The following is a 20927-nucleotide window of genomic DNA, read 5'->3' as shown; positions in this document are numbered from 1 at the left end:
ACGGGGCCCAGGCCCCGTCCCTGGGCCCAGTTTAGAAACTGGGCCCGTGGTCATAAGGTGGGCCCGAGCGACGATGAAGGCGACGGATGCGCCGTCCGTCGCCTTCACGCGTGTCACGAGTTGTGCGTGTTCGTACTTTCCGGGCCCGGGCGGGCGCGTGTCAGCTTAAGCTGTAGGGATGCGAGCGGCGGGATGGATGCGGGGGCGACCCCGGGCATCCGCTGTAGCCGTATCGGGCGCAACCGGATCGGGCGCAACCGGCGCGAGCCCGAAGCCGCGGCTGAACCGGGACGTGATCGTGCTCGGCGTCATCGCATTCTTCGTGATGGTCGGGTTCGGGGTTGTGGTTCCGGTGCTTCCGGTCTACGTGCAGAGCTTCGGGGTCGGCAACCTCGAGGTCGGTGCGGTCGTCTCGGCGTTCGCGCTTATGCGTTTCGTGTTCAGCCCGGCCTGTGGCCGCCTGATCGACTGGGCGGGGGAGCGCAGTGTGCTCGCCATCGGCATCGGAATTGTCGCGCTCTCCAGTGGACTGGTCGGCGCGGCCGACAGCTACGTGCAACTCTTGCTGCTGCGCGGTGCGGGCGGCATCGGCTCGGCCATGTTCTCGGTGTCGGCCATGACACTGCTGCTGCGCACGGCCGAGCCGGGCCGGCGGGCCCGTGCGATCGGGTTCTATCAGGGCGGATTCCTGATCGGTGGCATGGCCGGCCCGGCGATCGGCAGCCTGCTCGCGACCATCTCCCTGACCGCACCGTTCTTCTTCTACGCCGGCACCCTCACCGTGGCGGGCCTGGTTGGGCTGTTCCTGCTGCGTTCCGGCGGGCGGGGCAGCGCGCTCGCCGCGGCCGGCGCATCCGCTGTGCGCACGCCGTTTCGCACCGTGCTGCGCGACGAGCGCTTTCGCGCGGCCTGCATCGCCAACTTCGCCCAGGGCTGGACGTCCCTCGGTGTGCGCACGACGCTCATTCCGCTGTTCGTGGTGGTGGTGCTCGGCGGGACCAGCTCGTGGACCGGCATCGCTCTCGCGGCCGCGGCGGTGGCCCAGGCACTCGCGCTGGCGCCGGCCGCCCGGTTCGTCGATACGGTCGGGCGTAAACCGGCCATCATCGGGGCATTCACCGTGGCCGGGCTGGCGATCGTGGCCATCTCGTTCGCGCCGAACATCTGGGTGCTCGGCGCCCTGCTCTGCGTCTACGGGGTCGCCGCGGCGTTCATGGGCACCGCGCCGGCCGCAGCGGTGGGCGATGCTGCCGGCGCTCGCGGGGGACGCCCGGTGTCGGTGTTCTCCATGTGCGCGGATGCCGGTGCGATCGTCGGTCCGCTCGTCGCCGGCTTGCTGGTTGATACCTTCTCGTTCTCGGCCGGGTTCGCGGTGGGCGGGGTTTTCCTGGTCATTGCGGCGGCGTACGCGCTGCGGATGCCGTCGGAGCGCCTCGCCGTCTCGTAACAGCGGATGCGCGTGGCTGATTCAGGAAAGTCCGGCGCGGCCCACCGAGCTTCCACAGGAGTCCGAGGCGTTCCCTGGCCAGCGAAACCGATTTCCTGAACTAGTCCCCGAAAACGCGCGCACGAATTCCGGCGGGCATGGGACGAGTGGGAATACCACAGCAGATACATGCGTTTGCATAAACACCGAACGATTGATCTGCCAAGGAGACTAGCCATGACCGTCCAGACCAGCGGACTGCACCACGTCACCGCGATTGCGGGCGACCCGCAGCGCAACATCGACTTCTACGTGACCGGACTGGGCCTGCGCCTCGTCAAACGAACCGTCAACTTCGACGACCCGGGCACGTATCACCTCTACTACGGCGATGACTCCGGCCGGCCCGGGTCACTACTCACCTTCTTTCCGTGGGCCGGCATTCGCAGCGGACGCACCGGTGCCGGGCAGTCGACGACCACCGCGTTCTCGGTTCCGGCCGGCAGCCTCGGCTGGTGGAAAGCACACTTCGCCGCGCTCGGCGTGGAATCTGCGGTGACCGGGCGCTCCTCGCACGAGGAGCGCCTGTCGTTGCGCGACCCCGACGGCCTGCAGCTCGACCTTGTGGCATCGTCGACCGTGGATCCGCGCAATCCGTGGGATTCCGCATCCGTTCCCGCCGAATTTGCGGTGCGCGGCCAGCACTCCTCGGTGCTCACGGTGGCCGACCCGGCGAAGACCGTGCAGGTGCTCACGGCTGACCTCGGCATGCATGTCATCTCCGAATCGGATGGCCGCATCCGCGTCGGGGCCGGTGATGGTGCGGCCGGCAACCTCGTCGACGTGCTCGCTGACCCGGCCTGCGAGCCGGGACTGACCGCTGGCGGAACCGTGCACCACGTGGCGTTCCGGGTGCCCGACCGGGCCACCCAGGCCGAATGGCGCGAACAGCTCGTGGACAGTGGTTACGGTGTGACCGCCATTCTCGACCGGGACTACTTCACCTCGATCTACTTTCGCGAACCCGGCGGCGTATTATTCGAAATTGCCACGGACACCCCCGGCTTCGACATCGATGAGCCGCTGCTCGAACTCGGTCGGTCGCTCAAGCTTCCGCCGTGGCTCGAGCCGAGCCGTGAGGCCATCGAGAACTCGGTCGCGCCCGTCACGGTGCCCGCCGAGAACAACCCGGGGCTGGCGGATGCCGCGGCGCTGGCAGCCGCCGCGGCTCACGAATGAGTGACGTGACACCGGACTGGCCGCACCTGTTTCGGGCGGGTTCGCCCGACGCTCCGGTACTGCTCATGCTGCACGGAACCGGCGGCGACGAGCAGCAGATCAGTGGGCTCGCCGCCGCGCTCAACCCGACGGCCACAGTGCTCGCCCCACGCGGACGCGCGGCAGAGAACGGCATGAACCGCTGGTTCCGTCGGCTGTCGGAAGGTGTCTTCGATACCGAAGATGTCGCCCGGCGAGCCGACGACCTAGCCGGATTCCTGGTCTGGGCCCGGGACTACTACGAGTTGGGCGACCGTTCGCTCGTTGCCGTCGGGTTCTCCAACGGCGCCAACATCGCCCTCGCCCTGGCCCTGCTGCATCCCGAGGTGGTGGCGCGGGTGATCGCTTTCTCGGGGATGCACCCGCTCGACGTTTCAGCGGATGCGAGCGAGGTGGAGCGTGCGATCGGCGCGCGGGTCGCGGCGAGCGAGCTGGCGGCATCCGCTGCGCTGCTGCTGAATGGTCACAGCGACCCGATGGCACCGCTTGCCAGTGTGCAGAGCCTCGTGGAGGTTCTGGAAGCGCAGGGCGCGCGGGTGCAGCAGGAGCTGCGCGCCGGTGGCCACGGTATCGCCGAATCCGATGTCGCTGCTGCGGTCGCCTGGTTGGCCTAGCCGGCGAGGGTGCACCGCACGTGCCCGATTGACCCGTTCAGCATTGCTCTAGTGGGAGTGGTTAGCGAAGCTCTTTGCGACCGGAGATGACGCCGCTGGCCGTCGCGACCACGGCGAAAATCACCGTGATGATGGGAAAGCCGAGGTCCCACCAAGCGAGCGCGGCCGAGCCGAAGATGGCGATCTCGATGACTGCCTTACCGAACGGATCGAGGCGGAACACGGCCCGGGGCGACCGGAACAGCGCCCAGACCAGGATGGCGAAGGCGGGAGTGGCGAGGCCGAACAGAATGCCGGGCCAGGGGAGGGGCCAGGCGACGAACCCCCAGATTCCGAGGCTGACGAAGGCGAAGAGTTCGAGCACGAACCGGAGCATGTCGTTGGGGCCGATTTTCGGCAGGTCGCGCGTATCTGTCACCAGTCAATCCTAGCGATGCCCTGTGGCCTCGCGTTCCGGGCGTGCATTCCGGGCCCGCGCTGCGGACGGGGCCCAAGCCCGGACCCTGGGCCCAGTTTATAACCTGGGCCCCGTCCGCTACTTGAAGATGATCGTGCGGGCCCCGTCGAGCAGCACGCGGTTCTCGGCGAACCACTTGACCGCCTGAGTGAGGGTGCGGCTCTCCTCATCTTGTCCGATCGACACGAGCTCCGCCGGAGTGCGTGAATGATCGACCCGCACCACGTTCTGCTCGATGATCGGACCCTCGTCGAGGTTGCCGGTCACAAAGTGCGCGGTCGCACCAATGAGCTTCACGCCGCGCGCGTGCGCCTGGCGGTAGGGGTTGGCCCCCTTGAACCCCGGCAGGAACGAGTGGTGAATGTTGATCGCCCGCCCGCCGAGCCGCGCGCACAGTTCCGGCGACAGAATCTGCATGTACCGGGCGAGCACGACGAGTTCGATGTCGAGGTCGTCGACCGCCTCGATGACGCGCGCTTCGAAGTCGGCCTTGCTGGCGGCATCCGTTATGGGCAGCGATTCGAACGGCACCCCGTAGAACCCCACGAGGTCGCGCAGCGTGCCGTGATTGCTGAGCACGAGCGGAATCTCCACCGGCAGCTGCCCGCCGCGCTGGCGAAACAGCAGATCGTTGACGCAATGACCGGCCGAGGAAGCGAGCACGAGCGTGCGCAGCGGACGCCCGACGACATCGATGATCGACGCCATCGCATAACGTTCGATTACCGGCGCGAGCGCCGCCTCGAGCTCGGGCCTGGTCGCCGGCGACTGCACCTGCAACCGCATGAAGAACCGTCCGGTGTCATCGCTGGAGAACTGCTGGCTCTCCGAGATATTGCCCTGCGCCTGCACGATCGCGCCGCTGACGGCGTGCACAATGCCGGGCTGGTCAGCACAGACCAGCGTGATTACCCAGTGGTGCGGGGTCGAAGAAGTCATTGGGCCAGAATACCCGGCGTGAGAGCGGATGCCGCGGCCCGCCCAGTTGCCGCCTCACCGGCTTTGGGTAGACTAGTTGTTGGTCGCACTGCACAAGTCGGCCCCGGGCGCGCACGTCGGCGCGCAGTCGAGTGGCTTCGATCTCGGTGTGAATAATCCCACCGGTCGTCCTCTTCGGCCCAGTTCGAATGCAGCCATGACCAACACCGCCAATATCTTTTTGCCCACCGGCTCGATCCCGGTCGCGCCGTCCAACCGAACCGAACCGCCGTTTCCCTGGGTCGGTTTGATCACCCTGTCTGCCGCCGTTTTTCTCTCGGTCACGAGTGAAATGCTGCCGACCGGGCTGCTCCCCGAGATGAGTCGCAGCCTGGGTGTCGCCCAATCGCAGATCGGGCTGCTGGTCTCCTGGTTCGCGTTCACGGTGGTGCTCACGAGCGCACCGGTCGCCATCTGGACCCGCCGCTTTCCGCGGCACGGGCTGATCATCGTCGTGCTCATCATCTTCGCGGTGAGCAATATTCTCACCGCCATCGCGCCGACCTACGAGTTCGTCGTCGCCGCGCGCGTGCTCGGCGGCGTCGCGCACGGACTGTTCTGGTCGGTGGTGGGTGCCTACGCCGGGCACCTCGTGCCGAAAGCGCAGATCGGTCGCGCCGTCTCGATCACGGTCGCCGGCGGCACGCTCGCCTTCGTGTTCGGGGTGCCGCTCGGCACCGCGGGCGGACACCTGCTCGGCTGGCGGCTCTCCTTCGTCGTGCTCGCCGGCCTGATGCTCGTGGGCGCGGTTCTGGTCTGGAAGTTTCTACCACCGGTCGCGCGGTATTCCACCGGCGTCGCGGCATCCGCTCACGCACCGAAAACCCGTCAGCCGCGCGACGCGACCGTGCCGGCCGTGGTGCTGATCTGCATCATCACCGGCATCACCATGATCGGCCACTACAGCTTTTACACCTACATCGCGCCGTTCCTGCTCGACGGGCTCAGTATTGACCCCGAACTGCTGGCCCCGATGCTGTTCGCCTACGGTGTGGCCGGCGCGGTGGGACTACTGCTCGTCGGCACGGTCTTCGGCCCGCGCCCGAGCCTCGGCCTCATTCTCGGCCTCGCCGTGAGCGCCCTCAGCGTGAGCCTGCTCGCCGTGTTCACGGCGACCCTGCCGGTGGCGCTCATTGCATTCGTGCTCTGGGGCATGGCGTTCGGCATGCTCCCTCCGCTGATGCAGACCCGGATGCTGCACGCCGCGTCGCCGCGCATCCGCGATACCGCAAGCGCCTTTTACACCACCGCGTTCAACGTCGGCATCGGCGGTGGTGCACTGCTCGGTGCGGTGCTGATCGACAGCGTCGGGCTCGAGCGGGTGCCGTTGGTCTACGTGGGGCTGCTGGTCGTTGCCCTCGTGCTCGTGGTGGTCACTGACCTCATGACGCAGCGCGCCCAGGCGCGCCAGGCCGCATCCGCTTAGTCGCGCGAACGGTCGGAGAGCGGACGGTTGGCCACGACCGGCACGCGGCCGGTGAAGCCGTCGCGGGCTGCGGCGATTTCGAGAATGCGACCGCGGCAGGCGTACCAGCCGATCATCAGCCCCGGAACGATGAGCACGAGCGAGCTGATCGTGAGGGTGCCGACCGGCCAGTCGAACGCCATCAGCACGAGCACACCGGCCAGGAACACGAGCGTCAGATAGCCCGAGTACGGCGCCCACGGCATGCGGAACACCGGGCGCACCAGAATGCCGCGCTTGGCCCAGGCCTGCAGCCTCAGCTGGCACAGCACGATCATGCCCCAGGCGCTCACGATGCCGATCGCCGCCATGTTCAGCACGATTTCGAAAGCTTCATCTGGCACGATGGCGTTCAGGCCCACCCCGAGCAGGGTCACGACCCCGGTCAGCAGGATGCCGCCGAACGGCACTCCGTTGCGGCTGATCTTGCCCGCGAAACGCGGCGCTGAGCCGGCCAGCGACATCGACCGAAGTATGCGCCCGGTGGAATATAGGCCGGCGTTCAGCGACGACAAGGCCGCGGTGAGAACGACGAGGTTCATGATCACGTCGACGCCGTCGATGCCGATCGTGCCGAAGAACGTGACGAACGGGCTTTCGCCGGCTTTATATGCCGTGTACGGCAACAACAGCGAGAGCAGCAGAATGGACCCCACGTAGAACACCGCAATGCGAATGATGACCGTGTTGATGGCCTTCGGCATGACCTTCTCGGGGTTCTTCGTCTCCCCGGCCGTCGTTCCGACCAGCTCGATCGACGCATACGCGAACACAACGCCCTGCACCACCAGAACGGATGCGATCAGCCCGTTGGGCAGCCAGCCCCCGTTTTCGCCGATCAGCGCAAAACCGGCGGTGGCCCCGTCGAGCGGCGTGCCGAAGATGACCATCCAGGTTCCGACGATCAGGAATGCCACGATGGCGAGCACCTTGATCAGGGCGAACCAGAATTCCATCTCACCGAACACCTTGACCGAGAGCAGGTTGAGCGAGAGCACCAGGGCGAGTGCGGCGAGGGCGTACAGCCACTGCGGCACCTCGCCGAACGGCGCCCAGTAGGTGGCGAAGAAATTCATGTACAACGCCACCGCGGTCACGTCGACGATCGCCGTCATGGCCCAGTTGAGCCAGTACAGCCAACCGGTGACGAAAGCAGTCTTCTCGCCGAAGAATTCGCGCGCGTACGACACGAAGGAACCGGAGCTCGGGCGGTGCAGCACCAGTTCGCCAAGCGCCCGCAGGATGAGGAAGGCGAAGAAACCGCAGATCGCGTAGACGAACACCAGGGCGGGACCGGCGCTGGCGAGGCGTCCGCCGGCACCGAGGAACAGGCCGGTGCCGATCGCACCGCCGATCGCGATCATCTGCACGTGGCGAGACTTGAGTCCCTTGTGCAGGGCGTCATCCTCGTGCACGCTCAGGGCGTCTTCGATGTGCTCGAACGGGGTCTCTTCGGGCGGAATCGCGTGGTCGTAGTGACCGTGCGGTTCCGACGACGAATCGCCCGACGCGGGCATGGATGAGGGCTGCTGGCCGCGGGTGGGGCTCAAAACGGTGCTCGATTTCGCTGGCCGGTCACGCAGAAGGCTTCGTGTGAGAAACGATTCGAGTGGCGCGGGAAGTTGCCGGAAACTGCACGCACGCGCGCTTCTGGCGGTGTGCGGCGTCGGCCGGGGGATAGCGCAACCCTACTCTGCGGCCCCGAGCCCTGCGCTGAGCGCGTTGCCAGAACCCCCGCCGGGGGGCACCGCCTGTAGGCGGGTAGACTAGACCTTCACACCCCGACCTGACAAGCCTGGAGGCCGCATGGTTCTTTTCCTCCTCGCGTTTGTCGTTCTTTCGGTGATCACGCCCTGGCTCACCCGGCGTCTCGGCACCCGCGTCTTCTACCTGATCGCCCTGCTGCCGGCCGGGGCCTTCGCGTCCACGCTCACCCAGACCGCTACGGTCACCGCCGGCGGGGCCGTGACCCAGTCGATCCCGTGGATTCCGCAGCTCGGTATCAGCCTGTCTTTTCGGGTCGACACGCTGGCCTGGCTGCTCGCCCTCGTCGTGACGGGCATCGGCGCCCTCGTCCTTATCTATTGCGCGCGGTATTTCACCGACGACGAGCCCAGCCTCGGCCGGTTCGCCGCGCTGCTGCTCGCCTTTGCCGGCACCATGTACGGCCTCGTCACCGCGGACGACCTGGTGATCATGTTCATGTTTTGGGAGATCACGAGCGTGCTCTCCTACCTGCTGATCGGGCATTACACGCATAAACGCGAGAGCCGCGGCGCCGCCCTGCAGGCGCTGATCGTGACGACCTTCGGCGGGCTGGTCATGCTGGTGGGTGTTGTGATGATCTCGGTCGCCTCCGGCACTACGAGCCTCGCCTACATCGTGGCCAACCCGGTGACCGGCACCATGGGCACCTGGGCCGTGCTGCTGATCCTGGTCGGTGCGCTTTCCAAGAGTGCACTGGTGCCGTTCCACTTCTGGCTGCCGGCCGCGATGGCCGCGCCGACCCCGGTGAGCGCGTACCTGCATGCCGCCGCCATGGTCAAGGCCGGCATCTACATCGTCGCCCGGCTCGCCCCTGGCTACGCCGACAGCGACGGCTGGCTGCCGGTGCTCGTCACCCTCGGCGTCTGGACCATGGTCGTCGGCGCCTGGCGGGCCCTGCGCCAGTACGACCTCAAACTTCTGCTCGCCTACGGCACGGTCAGCCAGCTTGGCTTTCTCATGATCGCGATCGGCTTCAACACCCGCGACACCGCCCTCGCCGGCGCCGCTCTGCTGCTCGCTCACGCCCTCTACAAGGCCACGTTGTTCCTCGTCGTCGGCGTGATCGACCACCGGGCCGGCACCCGCGACTGGCGCAAGCTCAGCGGCGTCGGTCGCACAGCTCCCGGCCTCGCCGTCATCGCGCTCATCGCTGTCGCGTCGATGGCCGGCCTGCCGCCGTTGTTCGGCTTCGTCGCCAAGGAGGCTGTGTTCACCTCCCTGCTCGACGCCGGCGTCGGCGGGTCCGGCTGGGGCTACGCGGCGCTCATCGGCACGGCCGTCGGGTCCGTGTTGACGGTGGCATACAGCATCCGTTTCTTCTGGGGGGCCTTCGGCAGGCGCAAGGAACAGCCCCAGACCGTGCTGCACGCGAGCCCCTGGGACACCCTGCTCGCGCCCGGGGTGCTCACCGTCGCGACCATTGGTTTTGGTCTGTTCGCCTCCGTGCTCGACCCGCTGCTCGCGCCCTATGCCGACACCGTTCCGGGCGCCGGCAGCGTCACCGAACCGCCGTACCATCTCGCGCTGTGGCACGGGCTCGAGCCGGCCCTCTACCTGAGTGCGGCCGTGCTGCTGCTCGGCGCGCTGCTGTTTCGAGCCCGCCGCGGCGTGTCGAAACTGCAGGCGAGAGTTCCCGACTACATCGACGCCGGCCGCGGTTACGGCAAGGCCATCCGCGCCGTCGACCGCATCGCGGCCCGCGTCACCCACTTCGCGCAGCAGGGCGGACTCCCGCAGTACCTCGGCACTATCCTTACCGTCTTCGTGCTGGCCCTCGGTTTTGCGGCCTTCGTCAACCGCACCTGGCCGGACGCGATCGTGCTGTGGGACTACCCAGGTCAGGTACTGATTGCCCTGATTATGGGAATCTGCGCGGTGATGGCGGCCAGGGTCGGACAGCGGATGACCGCCGTGATTCTTGCAGGCGTCACCGGTTACGGCCTGGTCGCCCTGTTCGCTTTTCACGGGGCACCAGACCTCGCTCTCACTCAGGCCCTAGTCGAGTCGATCACCCTGGTGATCTTCGTGCTCGTGCTGCGCCGACTGCCCGCGAACATCGCCCAGCACAACAAACCGGTGCGCCGCAAGCGTCGCCTGCTGATCGGCAGCCTGGTCGGCCTGGTCATGGGCACCATTGGGTTCATCGCGCTCGGGGCGCGGGACTTCGCGAGTATCGCCGGCGCGCTGCCCCGATTGTCGGTGGACGACGGGCACGGCGACAACATCGTCAACGTGATGCTCGTGGACATTCGCGCCTGGGACACCATGGGTGAGGTCTCGGTGCTCATCGTCGTGGCCACGGGCGTTGCGAGCCTGCTGTTCGTGTCGGGCCGCAACTCGGTCGTGCCCAGGTTGAAGGAATCCCGCAGCCTGCGCTCGGTGGCGAACCGTCGTCGCGTCGTCGCCGACCCCGAGCTATCGAGTGAGGGCCACGCCGTCACCCGGCAGGCTTTTCTCCTCGCCGGGCGTAAAAACGCCCCAAGCAGCCGGTCGATTCTCATTGAAGTGCTCGTGCGGTTGCTCTTCCATCCCGCGATGATCGTGTCGATCTACCTGCTGTTCGCCGGTCACAACCTGCCCGGCGGAGGGTTCGCTGGCGGGCTGCTGGCCGGCCTGGCCTTGGTGGCCCGGTATCTGGCCGGCGGACGCTACGAGCTCAGCGAAGCGGCGCCGATCGATCCAGGAAAAATCCTGGGTCTGGGCGTGATTCTCGCCGTGGGCATGGCCGTCGTCTCGCTGTTCTTCGACGGGATCCCGCTTGAATCGGCCTACTTCACGGCGTCCGTGCCCGTGCTCGGTGACCTGTCGTTTGGTACCTCTACCATCTTCGATATCGGCGTGTATCTCGTTGTCATCGGGCTGACCTATGACATTCTGCGCAGCCTCGGCAGCGAAATCGACCGGCAGAGCGAAAATGACGAGATCGGGCCGCGACCGGCCCCGGCGACCGACGCCGAACCTCCCACCGACACGGCTGCCGGCGTGAGCATCAGCCCCGTGAACGATTCCTCGAACGGAGGAGCATCCCAATGAGCGCCTCCCTCACCCTCGTCATTGTGATGGCCGTCATGTACGCGGCCGGCGTCTATGTGATGCTCGAACGCAGCCTCACCCGGGTACTGATCGGCTTCCTACTCGTCGGCAACGCCACCAACCTGCTCATCTTCATCATGAGCGGCCGGCCCGGAAGCTCGCCGATCGTCACCGGCTCGAGCGTCGCCGACATGGTCGACCCGATTCCGCAGGTGCTCATGCTCACCGCGATCGTGATCAACTTCGGCATCACCGCGCTGTTGCTCGCCCTGATCTATCGCTCGTGGTGGCTGGCCCAGCTCGGCGACGAGGGCGACACCCTCACCGACGAGCACGCCACCGAGAGTGCCGACGAAGCCGACGCCACCTTCCGCTCCTCCTCCGATGATGACGACGCGGTCGCCGAGTCGATCGATGACTTCGAGCGCGGCGACGGCGCCACGAGCGACGAAGACACCGTCTCCAGCAAAGCGGATGCGGCCGGCAGCGCCGGCGCATCCGCTCGCGCTGCGTCGAAAAAGCCCGAGGGAGATGCGCGATGACCGCCCTCGTACCCCTCATCGTCTGCCTGCCGCTGCTCGGCGCCGCCGTCGCGCTGATGCTCGGCCAGCGTCGTCGCCTGCAGGTGCTGGTGAGCGTGCTGAGCCTCGCCACCGCCACGGTGATGAGCGCAGTGCTGCTTGCGCTGGTCGACCGGTTTGGAACCGTCGTGGTGCAGGTCGGGGGCTGGGAAGCGCCGTGGGGCATCGTGCTCGTCGTCGACCGACTCTCGGCGATCATGCTGCTCATCTCGGCGCTCATGCTGCTCGGCGTGCTGCTGTTCGCGGTGGGCCAGGGCATCGTCGACGGTGACACCGAGACTCCGGTCTCGATCTTTCACCCCACGTATCTCGTGTTGGCCGCCGGCTTGTTCAACGCCTTCGTTGCCGGTGACCTGTTCACCATGTATGTCGGTTTCGAGATGCTGCTGTCGGCGAGCTACGTGCTTCTCACCCTCGGCGGTACCGGCGCGCGCATTCGCGTGGGCATCACCTACATCGTCGTCAGCCTGGTCTCGTCGCTGCTCTTCCTCAGCGCGATCGCTCTCATCTACGGGGCCACCGGCACGGTCACCCTCGCCCTCATAGCCGAGCGGATGCCCGACCTCCCCGCCGACATTCAGCTGATCCTCGGGCTGCTGCTGCTCATCGCCTTCGGGGTGAAAGCCGCCGTGTTCCCGATGTCGTTCTGGCTGCCGGACTCCTACCCGACCGCCCCGGCGCCGGTCACCGCGGTGTTCGCCGGGCTGCTCACCAAGGTCGGTGTCTACGCGATCCTGCGCACCCAGACCCTGTTCTTTCCAGACAATCAGTTCTCGATGCCACTCATGATCGTGGCGGGGCTGACCCTGCTGGTCGGCATTCTGGGAGCGCTCGCCCAGGCCGACATCAAACGGCTGCTCTCATTCACCCTGGTCAGCCACATCGGCTACATGCTCTTCGGCATCGCCATCGGCACCCCACTCGCCATTGCCGCGACCATCTTCTACGTCGTGCACCACATCACCGTGCAGACCACCCTGTTTCTCGCGGCGGGCCTGATCGACCGGGTCGGCGGCACCACCTCGCTGTCGCGGCTCGGCGGACTGCTGAAATCGTCACCGCTCGTGGCAATTTTGTTCTTTCTGGGCGCGCTCAACCTCGGTGGGATCCCGCCGTTCTCCGGCTTTCTCGGCAAGATCGCCCTGTTTCAGGCCGGCACGATCGTGGGCGACCCGATCATCTACGTGCTGATCGGCGTGGGCGCACTGACCTCGCTGCTCACCCTCTACGCCCTGGCCCGGGCCTGGAACATGGCGTTCTGGCGGCCGAAGAAACAGGTGAAGGACTACACCTCGTCGATGTCGGCGTCGCTCGTGGAAGACCCGCAGGACGAGGGCATCGTGCTGAAGAAGACGGTCTCCCCGCTCATGGTCGGTGCGACCACGTCCATGCTCGTGCTGGCCCTCGGCCTGACCGTGTTCGCCGGTCCGATCTTCGACCTCGCCACCCGGGCCGCCGCCAACATCAGCTCGCCGTCGACCTACATCGATGCCGTGTTCCCGAACGGAACCGGGTCGATCGCCGACAGTAATGTGGGCACCAACTTCGAGGGCGGCGCCAAGTGACCACTCCGCGCGAGCGCCTCGAAGCCGTCGGCAATCAAATTCCGCCGCTGATCGCCCTGATCGTGCTGTGGATGCTGCTCTGGGGCGAGTTCTCCTGGCTCAACCTGCTGGTCGGGCTCGTCGTGGGAATCGTCGTGACCGTGGCGTTTTATTTGGTGCCGGTGCAGCTGAGCGGGCGCGTGCATCCGCTGCACACCGTGGTGTTCTTCGTGCGGCTCATCGTGGACATCGTGCGGGCGTCGGTCGACGTGTCCTGGCTCGCGGTCAAGCCCCGGCTGGTCACGTCGAACGCGATCCTGGAGATACGGCTGCGCACGCGCAGCGACCTAATTCTCACCTGGACGGCGGTGGCCACCTCGATCGTGCCCGGCTCGATCGTGGTCGAAATCGACCGGGAATCGTCCATCCTGTACCTGCACGTGCTGAATATGCAGAGCGCCGGCGATATCGAGCAGTTTCGGCGGCGCGTACTCGACACCGAACGGCGCATCGTGCGCGGGTTCGGCTCGCACGAAGACGTCGAGCGGATGCGCGGGGTGCTGCCCGCAAACCGGCTCAGTGCTCGTCGATCAGGAAAGGAATTGTCATGATGTTGCAGATTGTGGCCGTGGTCGCGTCGGTCATGTTCGCGGTCGGGGCGCTCCTGTCGGTGTACCGCATCGTCATTGGACCGAGCGTGCTCGACCGGGTCATCGCCTCCGACGTGCTTGTGGCGACCATCATCTGCGCCCTCGGCGCCGAGATGGCCCTGAATCGGCACACCGACACCCTGCCGGTGCTGCTCGTGCTGGCGCTGTTCGCGGTGCTCGGTTCGCTCAGCGTCGCCCGCTTTCTGCCCGGTCGGGACAACGCATGAGCGCCGTTCTGCACGATGTGCTGACCGCAATTCTCGTGCTAGCCGGCGCGACCATGTGCCTGGCCGCCGGAATCGGGCTCATTCGTTTTCCCGACGTACTGTCGCGACTGCACGCCGCGACCAAGCCGCAGATTTTCGGGCTCATGGCGGTGACAGCGGATGTCGCGATCAACAATTTCTCGGTCGGAACCGTGACTCTCGTGGTCGCGATTGTGGTCTTCCAGGCCCTGACCGCGCCGATGGCCGCGCACCTGGTGGGCCGGGCCGCGTACGAGACCGAGCACCTGCGGCCGGACCTGCTCATTGTCGACGAGCTGAAGGACCGCCGGGCCGACCGGTGACGTGCCGACCGGTGACCCGCCGACCGGTGCGCCGCACGGGTGTTTGTCGGGTCGCGCGTCGGTGCTCTTTTTGCGGTCGGGGCCTGGGCCCCGTCCGCGGGCCCAGTTTATAAACTGGGCCCGCGGTCATAAGGTGGGCCCAAGACGAGATCGCCATCGTCCAATGTGACGTTGCGTGTGTGGCCCTGACATGTCGCTGGTCGAGCTCGCCGAGACCGGCATCGTCCAACGCGACCCGGCTTGCGGTGGCGCACGGGCAACGTTCTACCGCGGCGGCTAGAGCAGCATGGGCTCCTGCAAGAGGGGCACCTGCAGGAGGGGGTTCTTGCTGGGCAGCGCGATCAGCGTCTGCTCGGGGTCGATCTCGACCGGGGGTGCAGCCAGTGCAAGCCTCCCAAGAGAAGGATCTTCCAGTGCTTGTTGTGGAGCAGCAGGTGGTGGTGGGCGCAGAGCAGGATGGCTTGGTCGATGTTAGAAAGTCCGAGGTCAGCCCAGTTTTCGAGGTGATGCGCTTCCGACCAGGACGGTGGTCGATCGCAGCCGGGCCAGCGGCATCCGCCGTCGCGGGCGGCGAGGGCTCGGCGTTGGTCCCGGTTGAACAGGCGTTCGTCGCGTCCGACGTTGAGGGGCTGGCCGTCCTGGCTGAACAGGATGCCGAGGTAGCCGGCGTCGCACAGATGTCGGTCGATCGTCTCTTTCGATACGGGGGCCGGGCTTCCCTCAAAGTACCCAAACGACCCGGTGGTGCTGGTGGCCTTAGCCGCGCGCGTGTTCTTCGTGGTCTGGGTGGCGCCCGTGGTTTCAGCCGGCGTCGCTTCGCGGGCTGCCGCGGCGTCCCGCTCGGCCGTCTCCGTCTCGCTCATCAGCACGCCGACGGCGACCAGCCGTCCCGCTTCGATGCGGCTGAGACCGGTGGCGTGCTGCACCATCAACGTCGGGTTGCCGAACCCGTGCCGTGCTGCCAGACCGGACTGCCCCAGCTGCGGCCGGGACCGCTCCGCGATCGTACCCGCCAGCAGGGCGGCCGCCGTGTTCGTCAGCCGCAACAACGCCGCAATCGGCACGCGCGCGGCGAGCACCTCCGCATCGGACAGTCCGGCGAATTCAGCGCTGGACCCACCGAGAGCGGCGACAGCATTCGCCGCCCGAGTGAGCTCCATCGCCAGGTTGTTCATGCTTCAACTCAACACCCAACCACCGACACGAGAAAATGTCACTCATAAAAGCACAACACCGGCAAAACCGGCAAAGAAAACCCAAAGAAATGTTTCGACAAGTCGATGAGTCTTCGGCGATCTCTAGTTCTTCGACGCTGACCGGAACGATCGTTGTGGCCCAGCGCACGTTCGTGTTGCCCCGTCTCATGGGGTTTGCACGGTCGAAACGCGATGCCCGGCGACCCGACGTTCGGGTTTCGCTTTGCCCGTAGCCTGATTTGAACCTCCGCACCAGCCTGTGGAAACACTCGGCAGGATTGTAGTAACCCGTCTACTCTGACCCCATGCGAAACCCCTCGCGTCACCAAACGCTGCACAACGCCGTGCTCAGCGCCCTCCTGATAGCCCTCGCGACCGGCGCGTTGAGCGGATGCTCCGCCACACCCGCCCCAGCACCCAGCGACACAGCCTCGCCCGTCGCCGAGGCAACACCCGCACCGACCGAAACATCTGCGGTCTTCGCTTCGAACGACGAAGCCCTGGCTGCCGCGACCGCGTTTTATGCGTCGTATCAGGGCATCGCAAACACGATCTCGCGCGAAGGTGGAGCTGATCCATCTCGAATATCGGACTTTGTCACAAAAGATATGTTGCCGGGCGAAATCGCAACCTTTGAACGACTGGCAGACCGCGGCGTACACCTTGTCGGCGATATCGATTTCGACTCGATGTCTGTGCAGTCGGCAGACCTGAATGCCGGGTCAATCAATCTGTACATGTGCTTAGACGTTTCCAAAGGCGAAGTCGTGGACGCAGGCGGCATGTCGGTCGCACCGCCAGACAGGCCCTTGCGCTACCCACTCGTTGTGGCCCTGGTTCAGAACGACGCATTGAATCAGCTTCTCCTAGAGAAATCGGAAATATGGTCCGGGTCAGATTTCTGCTAGTCGTTGCGGCCCTATTCGCCGCCCAGTTCTCTCAGGTGAGTGCCGCATCGGCAAGTGCTCACGAAGTGGTCGGGCTGACCGAGACCGTCGAACTTGGCAATGCCGTCGATCCGCCGCCAGACTCCGACGGCATGGCCCACGGAAATGGAGTGGATCTTGTGGCTGGCTACACCTCTGCACATGTTGGCGGCAAGTCTGCCGGCAAGCAGCACGGTTCCGGTGGAGGGTCGGTCACGCCCGCGCTGCCGACAGTGTGCGCAAACGGCGACCCGATGAAGCCCGGAATCGAAACGATTCCCTGCGGCAACGGCACATTTTTGCCTTTGGCCCAGCACAACGCACCCGCAGTCCCGTGCGCAGGATGCTCTCCCGACACCATCGTGCGGGTCTCCGACCTGCAGAACTTTCCCGCCTACCCCGCCCCCACCGGCATGGAGCCCAATGGCTGGGCGATCGTTGGGCTGGCCGCGAACTTCTGGGCCGGGGCATCCGCTCAGATCGGCGAAGGACTACTGCTGGGCGAACCGGCCCAGGTGATGTTCACGCCGATCGGCTACCGCTGGGACTACGGCGACGGCACGACAGCGGTATCCGCCGACGGTGGGGCGAGCTGGGCCGACCTCGGCCTCACCGAATTCTCCAGCACCCCCACTAGCCACAAGTACGCCGCGAGAGGCAGCTACTCGGTCACCCTCACTGTCGACTACCGCGCCGACTACAGCTTCGGCGACCAGGGCTGGCGACCCGTCGACGGCATCGTCACCGTACCCTCCGCGCCGTTCGCCGTCGTCGCGGCGACGGAATCCACTGTGCTCGTGGCCGAAGACTGCAATGCCAACCCTCGCGGACCCGGCTGCTGACGTACCTGCCCGCGTCGCGGCACCGGTTAGAGATCAGGGCACTCTACGTAGGGGTGCCATGACCTGGAACGAGTGCCGTGACTATCGAGACGGGCTGAAACCGGCAGGGTTGAAGCCGGCCGGCAGCTCGAACGGGTCGGGCACGCGGCTCGACCGGTCCGACGCGGCCACCAGGGTCGCCAGCTCACCGGCCGCCCTCTCGATGCGGGCGGGCAGGGTGGCCAGCCGGCTGTCCACTCCGCCGTCGCCGCTGCCCCAGTCCTCCGAGGCGGCGAACACCGAGGTTGGCACGACAACGGCGTGCAGGTAGGTGAACATAGGGCGCAGCGCGTAGTCGAGGGCCAGGGAATGCCGGGCCGTTCCTGCTGTCGCGCCGATCAGAACCGGCTGGTCGGTGAGAGAGCGGTTGTCGATCACGTCGAAGAACGTCTTGAACAGGCCGCTGTAACTGGTCGTGAAGATCGGTGTGACGGCGATCAGGCCGTCGGCCGCGGTGACGGCCTCGATCATCGTTTGCAGCCGCGGGCTGGCGAAACCGGTGAGCATGTTGTTCATCACGTCCTGCGCGTAGTCGCGCAGCTCGTAGGTCACCACTTGGGTCGTGACACCCTCGTCGGTCAGCCGCGCCACGGTGGCAGCGGTGAGCTTGTCGGCGAGCAGCCGAGTTGATGACGGCTGGCTCAGGCCGGCCGAAACGACCGCGAGGGTTCGCTCGGTCGTGGTCATCTCAGGCTCCGGTCTGCGTGGTGCGGGTGAGGCCGAAGGCGGCGCCGGTTCGGGCGGGTGCGATGGCGGCGGCGGTGTCGAGGTCGTCACGCAGCGCGGTCGTAGCGGCAACCGGAGTGTGGGCGGCGAGGCGCAGGGATTCGTGAGTGGGGCCATCCGGTACGTCGACCGGGCGGTTCTTCGCAAACTCGCGGCGCAGCACGGGCACGACCTCTTCACCGAGCAGGTCGAGCTGCTCGAGTACGGTCTTCAGCGGCAGGCCGGCGTGGTCCATCAGCCAGAGCTGTCGCTGGTAGTCGCCGACGTAGTCGCGGAATCCCAGGGTACGGTCGATGACTTCCTGCGGGCTGCCCACGGTGAGCGGGGTCTGCGAGGTGAAGTCCTCCATGCTCGGGCCGTTGCCGTAGACCGGGGCGTTGTCGAAGTACGGGCGGAAGTGGCGCTTGGCATCCTGCGAGTTCTTGCTCATGAACACCTGGCCGCCGAGCCCGACGATGGCCTGTGCGGCGGTGCCGTGGCCGTAGTGTTCGAAGCGTTGGCGGTAGTACTGCACCATCTTCGCGGTGTGCGAGGCGGGCCAGAAGATGTGGTTGGAGAAGAATCCGTCGCCGTAGTACGCGGCCTGTTCGGCGATTTCGGGGCTGCGGATACTGCCGTGCCAGACGAACGGCGGCACGCCGTCGAGCGGGCGCGGGGTGGACTGGAAACCCTGCAGCGGGGTGCGGAACTGGCCTTCCCAGTCGACGAAGTCTTCACGCCAGAGCCGGCGGAGCAGGGCGTAGTTCTCCAGCGCGAGCGGGATGCCCTCGCGGATGTCTTTGCCGAACCACGGGTAGACCGGGCCGGTGTTGCCGCGGCCCAGGGTGAGGTCCACCCGGCCGTCGGCGAGGTGCTGCAGCATGGCGAAGTCCTCGGCGATTTTCACCGGGTCGCTCGTGGTGATCAGCGTGGTCGCGGTGGAGAGGATGATGCGCTTGGTTTTCGCGGCGATGTAGCCGAGCATGGTGGTCGGCGACGACGGCACGAACGGCGGGTTGTGGTGCTCGCCGGTGGCGAAGACGTCGAGACCGACCTCCTCGGCCTTCTGCGCGATGGCGACCATGGCTTTGATCCGGGCGTTCTCGGTGGGGGTGTCGCCCGTGGTGGGGTCGGTGGTGATGTCCCCGACCGTGAAGATTCCGAACTGCATGCCATCTCCAACTTTCTATGCGTCTGCATGTATATCTATCGTAACGGTAGAACCTGCGCGGCTATTCCCGGTCTTCGAGATTCACGGCACGTGCCCGCGAAGCTGGCAGGCGTTGCAACCAGTGCCAGCTTCCTGGACGCGTGCCACGAGGCGCGAGCGGATGTTTGGGCGGCGGGCGCGGGCATCCGCTGATATACTAAGCGGGTCGCAACTGGCGTAGCACGAAGATGGGTCACCATCGGGGAGCGACTGACACGGTTAGTGGCCGCACGCCTGGGCCGCAACATCCATATATAAGGAGAACTCCGTGCCTGATTCCGCCACTGTCTTGAAGTCAACCTTCAACGAACCGCTCTCGGTCGTTGACCCCGAGATCGCCGCCGTGCTCGAGCAGGAGCTCGGTCGCCAGCGCGACTACCTCGAAATGATCGCGAGCGAGAACTTCGTTCCGCGCGCCGTGCTGCAGTCGCAGGGCTCCGTGCTCACCAACAAGTACGCCGAGGGATACCCGGGGCGCCGCTACTACGGCGGCTGCGAGTACGTCGACGTCGCCGAGCAGCTCGCCATCGACCGCGCCAAGAGCCTCTTCGGCGCCGCCTACGCGAACGTGCAGCCGCACTCTGGCGCCACCGCCAACGCGGCAGTGCTCTCCGCCATCGCCACCCCCGGAGACACCATTCTCGGCCTCGAGCTGGCCCACGGAGGCCACCTCACCCACGGCATGAAGCTCAACTTCTCGGGCAAGCTGTACAACCCGGTCGCCTACGGCGTCGATCCCGAGACCTTCCGCGTCGACATGAACGTCGTGCGCGACAAGGCGCTCGAGAGCAGGCCGAAGGTCATCATTGCCGGCTGGTCGGCGTACCCGCGCCACCTCGACTTCGAGGCCTTCCGCGCCATCGCCGATGAGGTCGGCGCGCTGCTCTGGGTTGACATGGCCCACTTCGCCGGACTCGTCGCCGCCGGCCTGCACCCCTCGCCCGTGCCCTACGCCGACGTCGTGTCGAGCACCGTGCACAAGACCCTCGCCGGCCCGCGCTCTGGGTTCATCCTCTCCCGCGACATGGCCCTGGCCAAGAAACTCAACTCGAACGTGTTCCCCGGCCAGCAGGGCGGCCCGCTCATGCACGTGATCGCCGCCAAGGCCACCGCGTTCAAGCTCGCCGCCGAGCCCGAGTTCAAGGAACGCCAGGAGCGCACCCTGCGCGGGGCCAGCATCCTCGCCGACCGTCTCACCGCCGACGACTCGCGTGCCCACGGCATCGATGTGCTCACCGGCGGCACTGACGTGCACCTCGTGCTCGCCGACCTGCGCCACTCCGAGATCAACGGCCAGCAGGCCGAGGATGCCCTGCACGAGGTGGGCATCACCGTGAACCGCAACTCGGTTCCGTTCGACCCGCGCCCGCCGATGGTCACCTCTGGCCTCCGCATCGGCACGCCCGCCCTGGCCACCCGCGGATTCGGCGACGCCGAGTTCACCGAAGTCGCCGACGTCATCGCCGAGGCCCTCAAGCCCGGCGCCGACATTGCAGCGCTCCGCACCCGCGTTGGCGCTCTGACGCAGGCGTTTCCGCTCTACTCCGGTCTGCAGCAGTAACTTTCGTCGAAGCGGATGCCGCTGACTGGCCCGTGGCATCCGCTCTCGCAGATGGATGTCGCCGGCCGCTCGGCTGGGCATCCGCTG

The 20927-nt window shown here is 66.5% G+C and carries 19 protein-coding genes and 1 riboswitch; of the genes, 13 read left to right on the top strand and 6 right to left on the bottom strand.

All coding sequences use genetic code 11. From position 1 onward, the window contains the following. Positions 1–178: 178 nt before the first annotated feature. The 3 genes from E3T35_RS11270 (at position 179) to E3T35_RS11260 (ending at position 3318) form a co-directional block, all read left to right on the top strand. Positions 179–1447 (top strand): MFS transporter, encoded by a 1269-nt coding sequence (locus tag E3T35_RS11270; RefSeq protein WP_241988818.1) that lies wholly within the window; start codon positions 179–181, stop codon positions 1445–1447. A 216-nt stretch (positions 1448–1663) separates the two neighbouring features. Then, a complete protein-coding gene (locus E3T35_RS11265; protein ID WP_134345282.1) occupies positions 1664–2665 on the top strand; it encodes a ring-cleaving dioxygenase in 1002 nt (333 codons plus the stop codon). Further along, positions 2662–3318 (top strand): alpha/beta hydrolase, encoded by a 657-nt coding sequence (locus E3T35_RS11260; RefSeq protein WP_134379143.1) that lies wholly within the window; start codon positions 2662–2664, stop codon positions 3316–3318. The genes E3T35_RS11265 and E3T35_RS11260 overlap by 4 nt, the downstream gene beginning before the upstream one ends. Before the next feature lie 61 nt (positions 3319–3379). On the opposite strand, the gene E3T35_RS11255 is transcribed toward E3T35_RS11260, so the two are convergent. Further along, entirely contained in the window at positions 3380–3736 is a 357-nt protein-coding gene (locus E3T35_RS11255; RefSeq protein ID WP_241987749.1) for a YrdB family protein, read from the bottom strand. A 117-nt stretch (positions 3737–3853) separates the two neighbouring features. Then, positions 3854–4714 carry a formyltetrahydrofolate deformylase gene (purU, locus tag E3T35_RS11250; protein WP_092339282.1) on the bottom strand — a complete coding sequence of 287 codons (861 nt, stop codon included), beginning with the start codon at positions 4712–4714 and terminating at the stop codon, positions 3854–3856. 196 nt (positions 4715–4910) lie between these two features. Between purU and E3T35_RS11245 the strand changes: the two genes are divergently transcribed. Then, positions 4911–6179 carry an MFS transporter gene (locus E3T35_RS11245; RefSeq protein ID WP_134345280.1) on the top strand — a complete coding sequence of 423 codons (1269 nt, stop codon included), beginning with the start codon at positions 4911–4913 and terminating at the stop codon, positions 6177–6179. Here E3T35_RS11245 and E3T35_RS11240 read toward each other — a convergent pair. Then, on the bottom strand, positions 6176–7735 hold the full coding sequence (locus E3T35_RS11240; protein WP_134379141.1) for an amino acid permease: 1560 nt from the start codon (positions 7733–7735) through the stop codon (positions 6176–6178). The genes E3T35_RS11245 and E3T35_RS11240 overlap by 4 nt on opposite strands. A gap of 289 nt (positions 7736–8024) precedes the next feature. On the opposite strand from E3T35_RS11240, the gene E3T35_RS11235 reads away from it, so the two are divergent. Genes E3T35_RS11235 through mnhG form a run of 6 tightly spaced genes read left to right on the top strand, consistent with a single transcriptional unit; the run spans position 8025 to position 14361 of the window. Further along, entirely contained in the window at positions 8025–11018 is a 2994-nt protein-coding gene (locus tag E3T35_RS11235) for a Na+/H+ antiporter subunit A (protein WP_134379139.1), read from the top strand. Then, a complete protein-coding gene (locus tag E3T35_RS11230) occupies positions 11015–11560 on the top strand; it encodes a sodium:proton antiporter (protein ID WP_092339278.1) in 546 nt (181 codons plus the stop codon). The genes E3T35_RS11235 and E3T35_RS11230 overlap by 4 nt, the downstream gene beginning before the upstream one ends. Then, complete coding sequence (locus E3T35_RS11225; protein ID WP_134379137.1) at positions 11557–13164, top strand: Na+/H+ antiporter subunit D; 1608 nt, start codon at positions 11557–11559, stop codon at positions 13162–13164. Before E3T35_RS11230 ends, E3T35_RS11225 begins: the two co-directional genes overlap by 4 nt. Then, the gene (locus E3T35_RS11220) at positions 13161–13754 is read left to right on the top strand and encodes a Na+/H+ antiporter subunit E (protein WP_134379135.1); all 594 of its coding nucleotides are present in this window, start codon (positions 13161–13163) and stop codon (positions 13752–13754) included. The genes E3T35_RS11225 and E3T35_RS11220 overlap by 4 nt, the downstream gene beginning before the upstream one ends. Further along, positions 13751–14020 (top strand): monovalent cation/H+ antiporter complex subunit F, encoded by a 270-nt coding sequence (locus E3T35_RS11215; RefSeq protein WP_338061543.1) that lies wholly within the window; start codon positions 13751–13753, stop codon positions 14018–14020. The genes E3T35_RS11220 and E3T35_RS11215 overlap by 4 nt, the downstream gene beginning before the upstream one ends. Beyond that, complete coding sequence (gene mnhG / locus E3T35_RS11210) at positions 14017–14361, top strand: monovalent cation/H(+) antiporter subunit G (protein WP_092339272.1); 345 nt, start codon at positions 14017–14019, stop codon at positions 14359–14361. The genes E3T35_RS11215 and mnhG overlap by 4 nt, the downstream gene beginning before the upstream one ends. 341 nt (positions 14362–14702) lie before the next feature. On the opposite strand, the gene E3T35_RS11205 is transcribed toward mnhG, so the two are convergent. Continuing rightward, positions 14703–15536 (bottom strand): DUF222 domain-containing protein, encoded by an 834-nt coding sequence (locus E3T35_RS11205; protein ID WP_134379133.1) that lies wholly within the window; start codon positions 15534–15536, stop codon positions 14703–14705. 326 nt (positions 15537–15862) lie between these two features. On the opposite strand from E3T35_RS11205, the gene E3T35_RS11200 reads away from it, so the two are divergent. Both E3T35_RS11200 and E3T35_RS11195 read left to right on the top strand, forming a co-directional pair. After that, entirely contained in the window at positions 15863–16465 is a 603-nt protein-coding gene (locus E3T35_RS11200; protein ID WP_134345274.1) for a hypothetical protein, read from the top strand. Between the two features lie 35 nt (positions 16466–16500). Then, on the top strand, positions 16501–17325 hold the full coding sequence (locus tag E3T35_RS11195) for a PKD domain-containing protein (RefSeq protein WP_134345273.1): 825 nt from the start codon (positions 16501–16503) through the stop codon (positions 17323–17325). 81 nt (positions 17326–17406) lie between these two features. Here the strand turns inward: E3T35_RS11195 and E3T35_RS11190 are convergent, their stop codons facing one another. Together E3T35_RS11190 and E3T35_RS11185 are read right to left on the bottom strand one after the other, a co-directional pair. Continuing rightward, complete coding sequence (locus tag E3T35_RS11190) at positions 17407–18051, bottom strand: FMN reductase (protein ID WP_092339264.1); 645 nt, start codon at positions 18049–18051, stop codon at positions 17407–17409. A 1-nt stretch (position 18052) separates the two neighbouring features. Further along, positions 18053–19240 carry an LLM class flavin-dependent oxidoreductase gene (locus tag E3T35_RS11185; protein WP_134345272.1) on the bottom strand — a complete coding sequence of 396 codons (1188 nt, stop codon included), beginning with the start codon at positions 19238–19240 and terminating at the stop codon, positions 18053–18055. A gap of 197 nt (positions 19241–19437) precedes the next feature. Then, positions 19438–19526: riboswitch (ZMP/ZTP riboswitch) on the top strand. Between the two features lie 21 nt (positions 19527–19547). On the opposite strand from E3T35_RS11185, the gene glyA reads away from it, so the two are divergent. Beyond that, positions 19548–20840, top strand: coding sequence for a serine hydroxymethyltransferase (glyA, locus tag E3T35_RS11180; RefSeq protein ID WP_304997025.1), 1293 nt, complete (start codon positions 19548–19550; stop codon positions 20838–20840). Positions 20841–20927: the final 87 nt, after the last annotated feature.

The organism is Cryobacterium sp. TMT1-2-2 (assembly GCF_004403505.1).
Lineage (GTDB): Bacteria > Actinomycetota > Actinomycetes > Actinomycetales > Microbacteriaceae > Cryobacterium > Cryobacterium flavum.
Note: the sequence above shows the minus strand (reverse complement) of the source record. Positions and strands in the feature narration are given on the sequence as shown.

Excerpts from the sequence above, each read along its gene's own strand:
- E3T35_RS11270 (WP_241988818.1), top strand. The coding sequence starts at position 179 with ATGCGAGCGGCGGGATGGATGCGGGGGCGACCCCGGGCATCCGCTGTA.
- E3T35_RS11265 (WP_134345282.1), top strand. The coding sequence starts at position 1,664 with ATGACCGTCCAGACCAGCGGACTGCACCACGTCACCGCGATTGCGGGC.
- E3T35_RS11260 (WP_134379143.1), top strand. The coding sequence starts at position 2,662 with ATGAGTGACGTGACACCGGACTGGCCGCACCTGTTTCGGGCGGGTTCG.
- purU (WP_092339282.1), bottom strand. The coding sequence starts at position 4,714 with ATGACTTCTTCGACCCCGCACCACTGGGTAATCACGCTGGTCTGTGCT.
- E3T35_RS11245 (WP_134345280.1), top strand. The coding sequence starts at position 4,911 with ATGACCAACACCGCCAATATCTTTTTGCCCACCGGCTCGATCCCGGTC.
- E3T35_RS11240 (WP_134379141.1), bottom strand. The coding sequence starts at position 7,735 with ATGCCCGCGTCGGGCGATTCGTCGTCGGAACCGCACGGTCACTACGAC.
- E3T35_RS11235 (WP_134379139.1), top strand. The coding sequence starts at position 8,025 with ATGGTTCTTTTCCTCCTCGCGTTTGTCGTTCTTTCGGTGATCACGCCC.
- E3T35_RS11230 (WP_092339278.1), top strand. The coding sequence starts at position 11,015 with ATGAGCGCCTCCCTCACCCTCGTCATTGTGATGGCCGTCATGTACGCG.
- E3T35_RS11225 (WP_134379137.1), top strand. The coding sequence starts at position 11,557 with ATGACCGCCCTCGTACCCCTCATCGTCTGCCTGCCGCTGCTCGGCGCC.
- E3T35_RS11215 (WP_338061543.1), top strand. The coding sequence starts at position 13,751 with ATGATGTTGCAGATTGTGGCCGTGGTCGCGTCGGTCATGTTCGCGGTC.
- mnhG (WP_092339272.1), top strand. The coding sequence starts at position 14,017 with ATGAGCGCCGTTCTGCACGATGTGCTGACCGCAATTCTCGTGCTAGCC.
- E3T35_RS11205 (WP_134379133.1), bottom strand. The coding sequence starts at position 15,536 with ATGAACAACCTGGCGATGGAGCTCACTCGGGCGGCGAATGCTGTCGCC.
- E3T35_RS11200 (WP_134345274.1), top strand. The coding sequence starts at position 15,863 with ATGCGAAACCCCTCGCGTCACCAAACGCTGCACAACGCCGTGCTCAGC.
- E3T35_RS11190 (WP_092339264.1), bottom strand. The coding sequence starts at position 18,051 with ATGACCACGACCGAGCGAACCCTCGCGGTCGTTTCGGCCGGCCTGAGC.
- E3T35_RS11185 (WP_134345272.1), bottom strand. The coding sequence starts at position 19,240 with ATGCAGTTCGGAATCTTCACGGTCGGGGACATCACCACCGACCCCACC.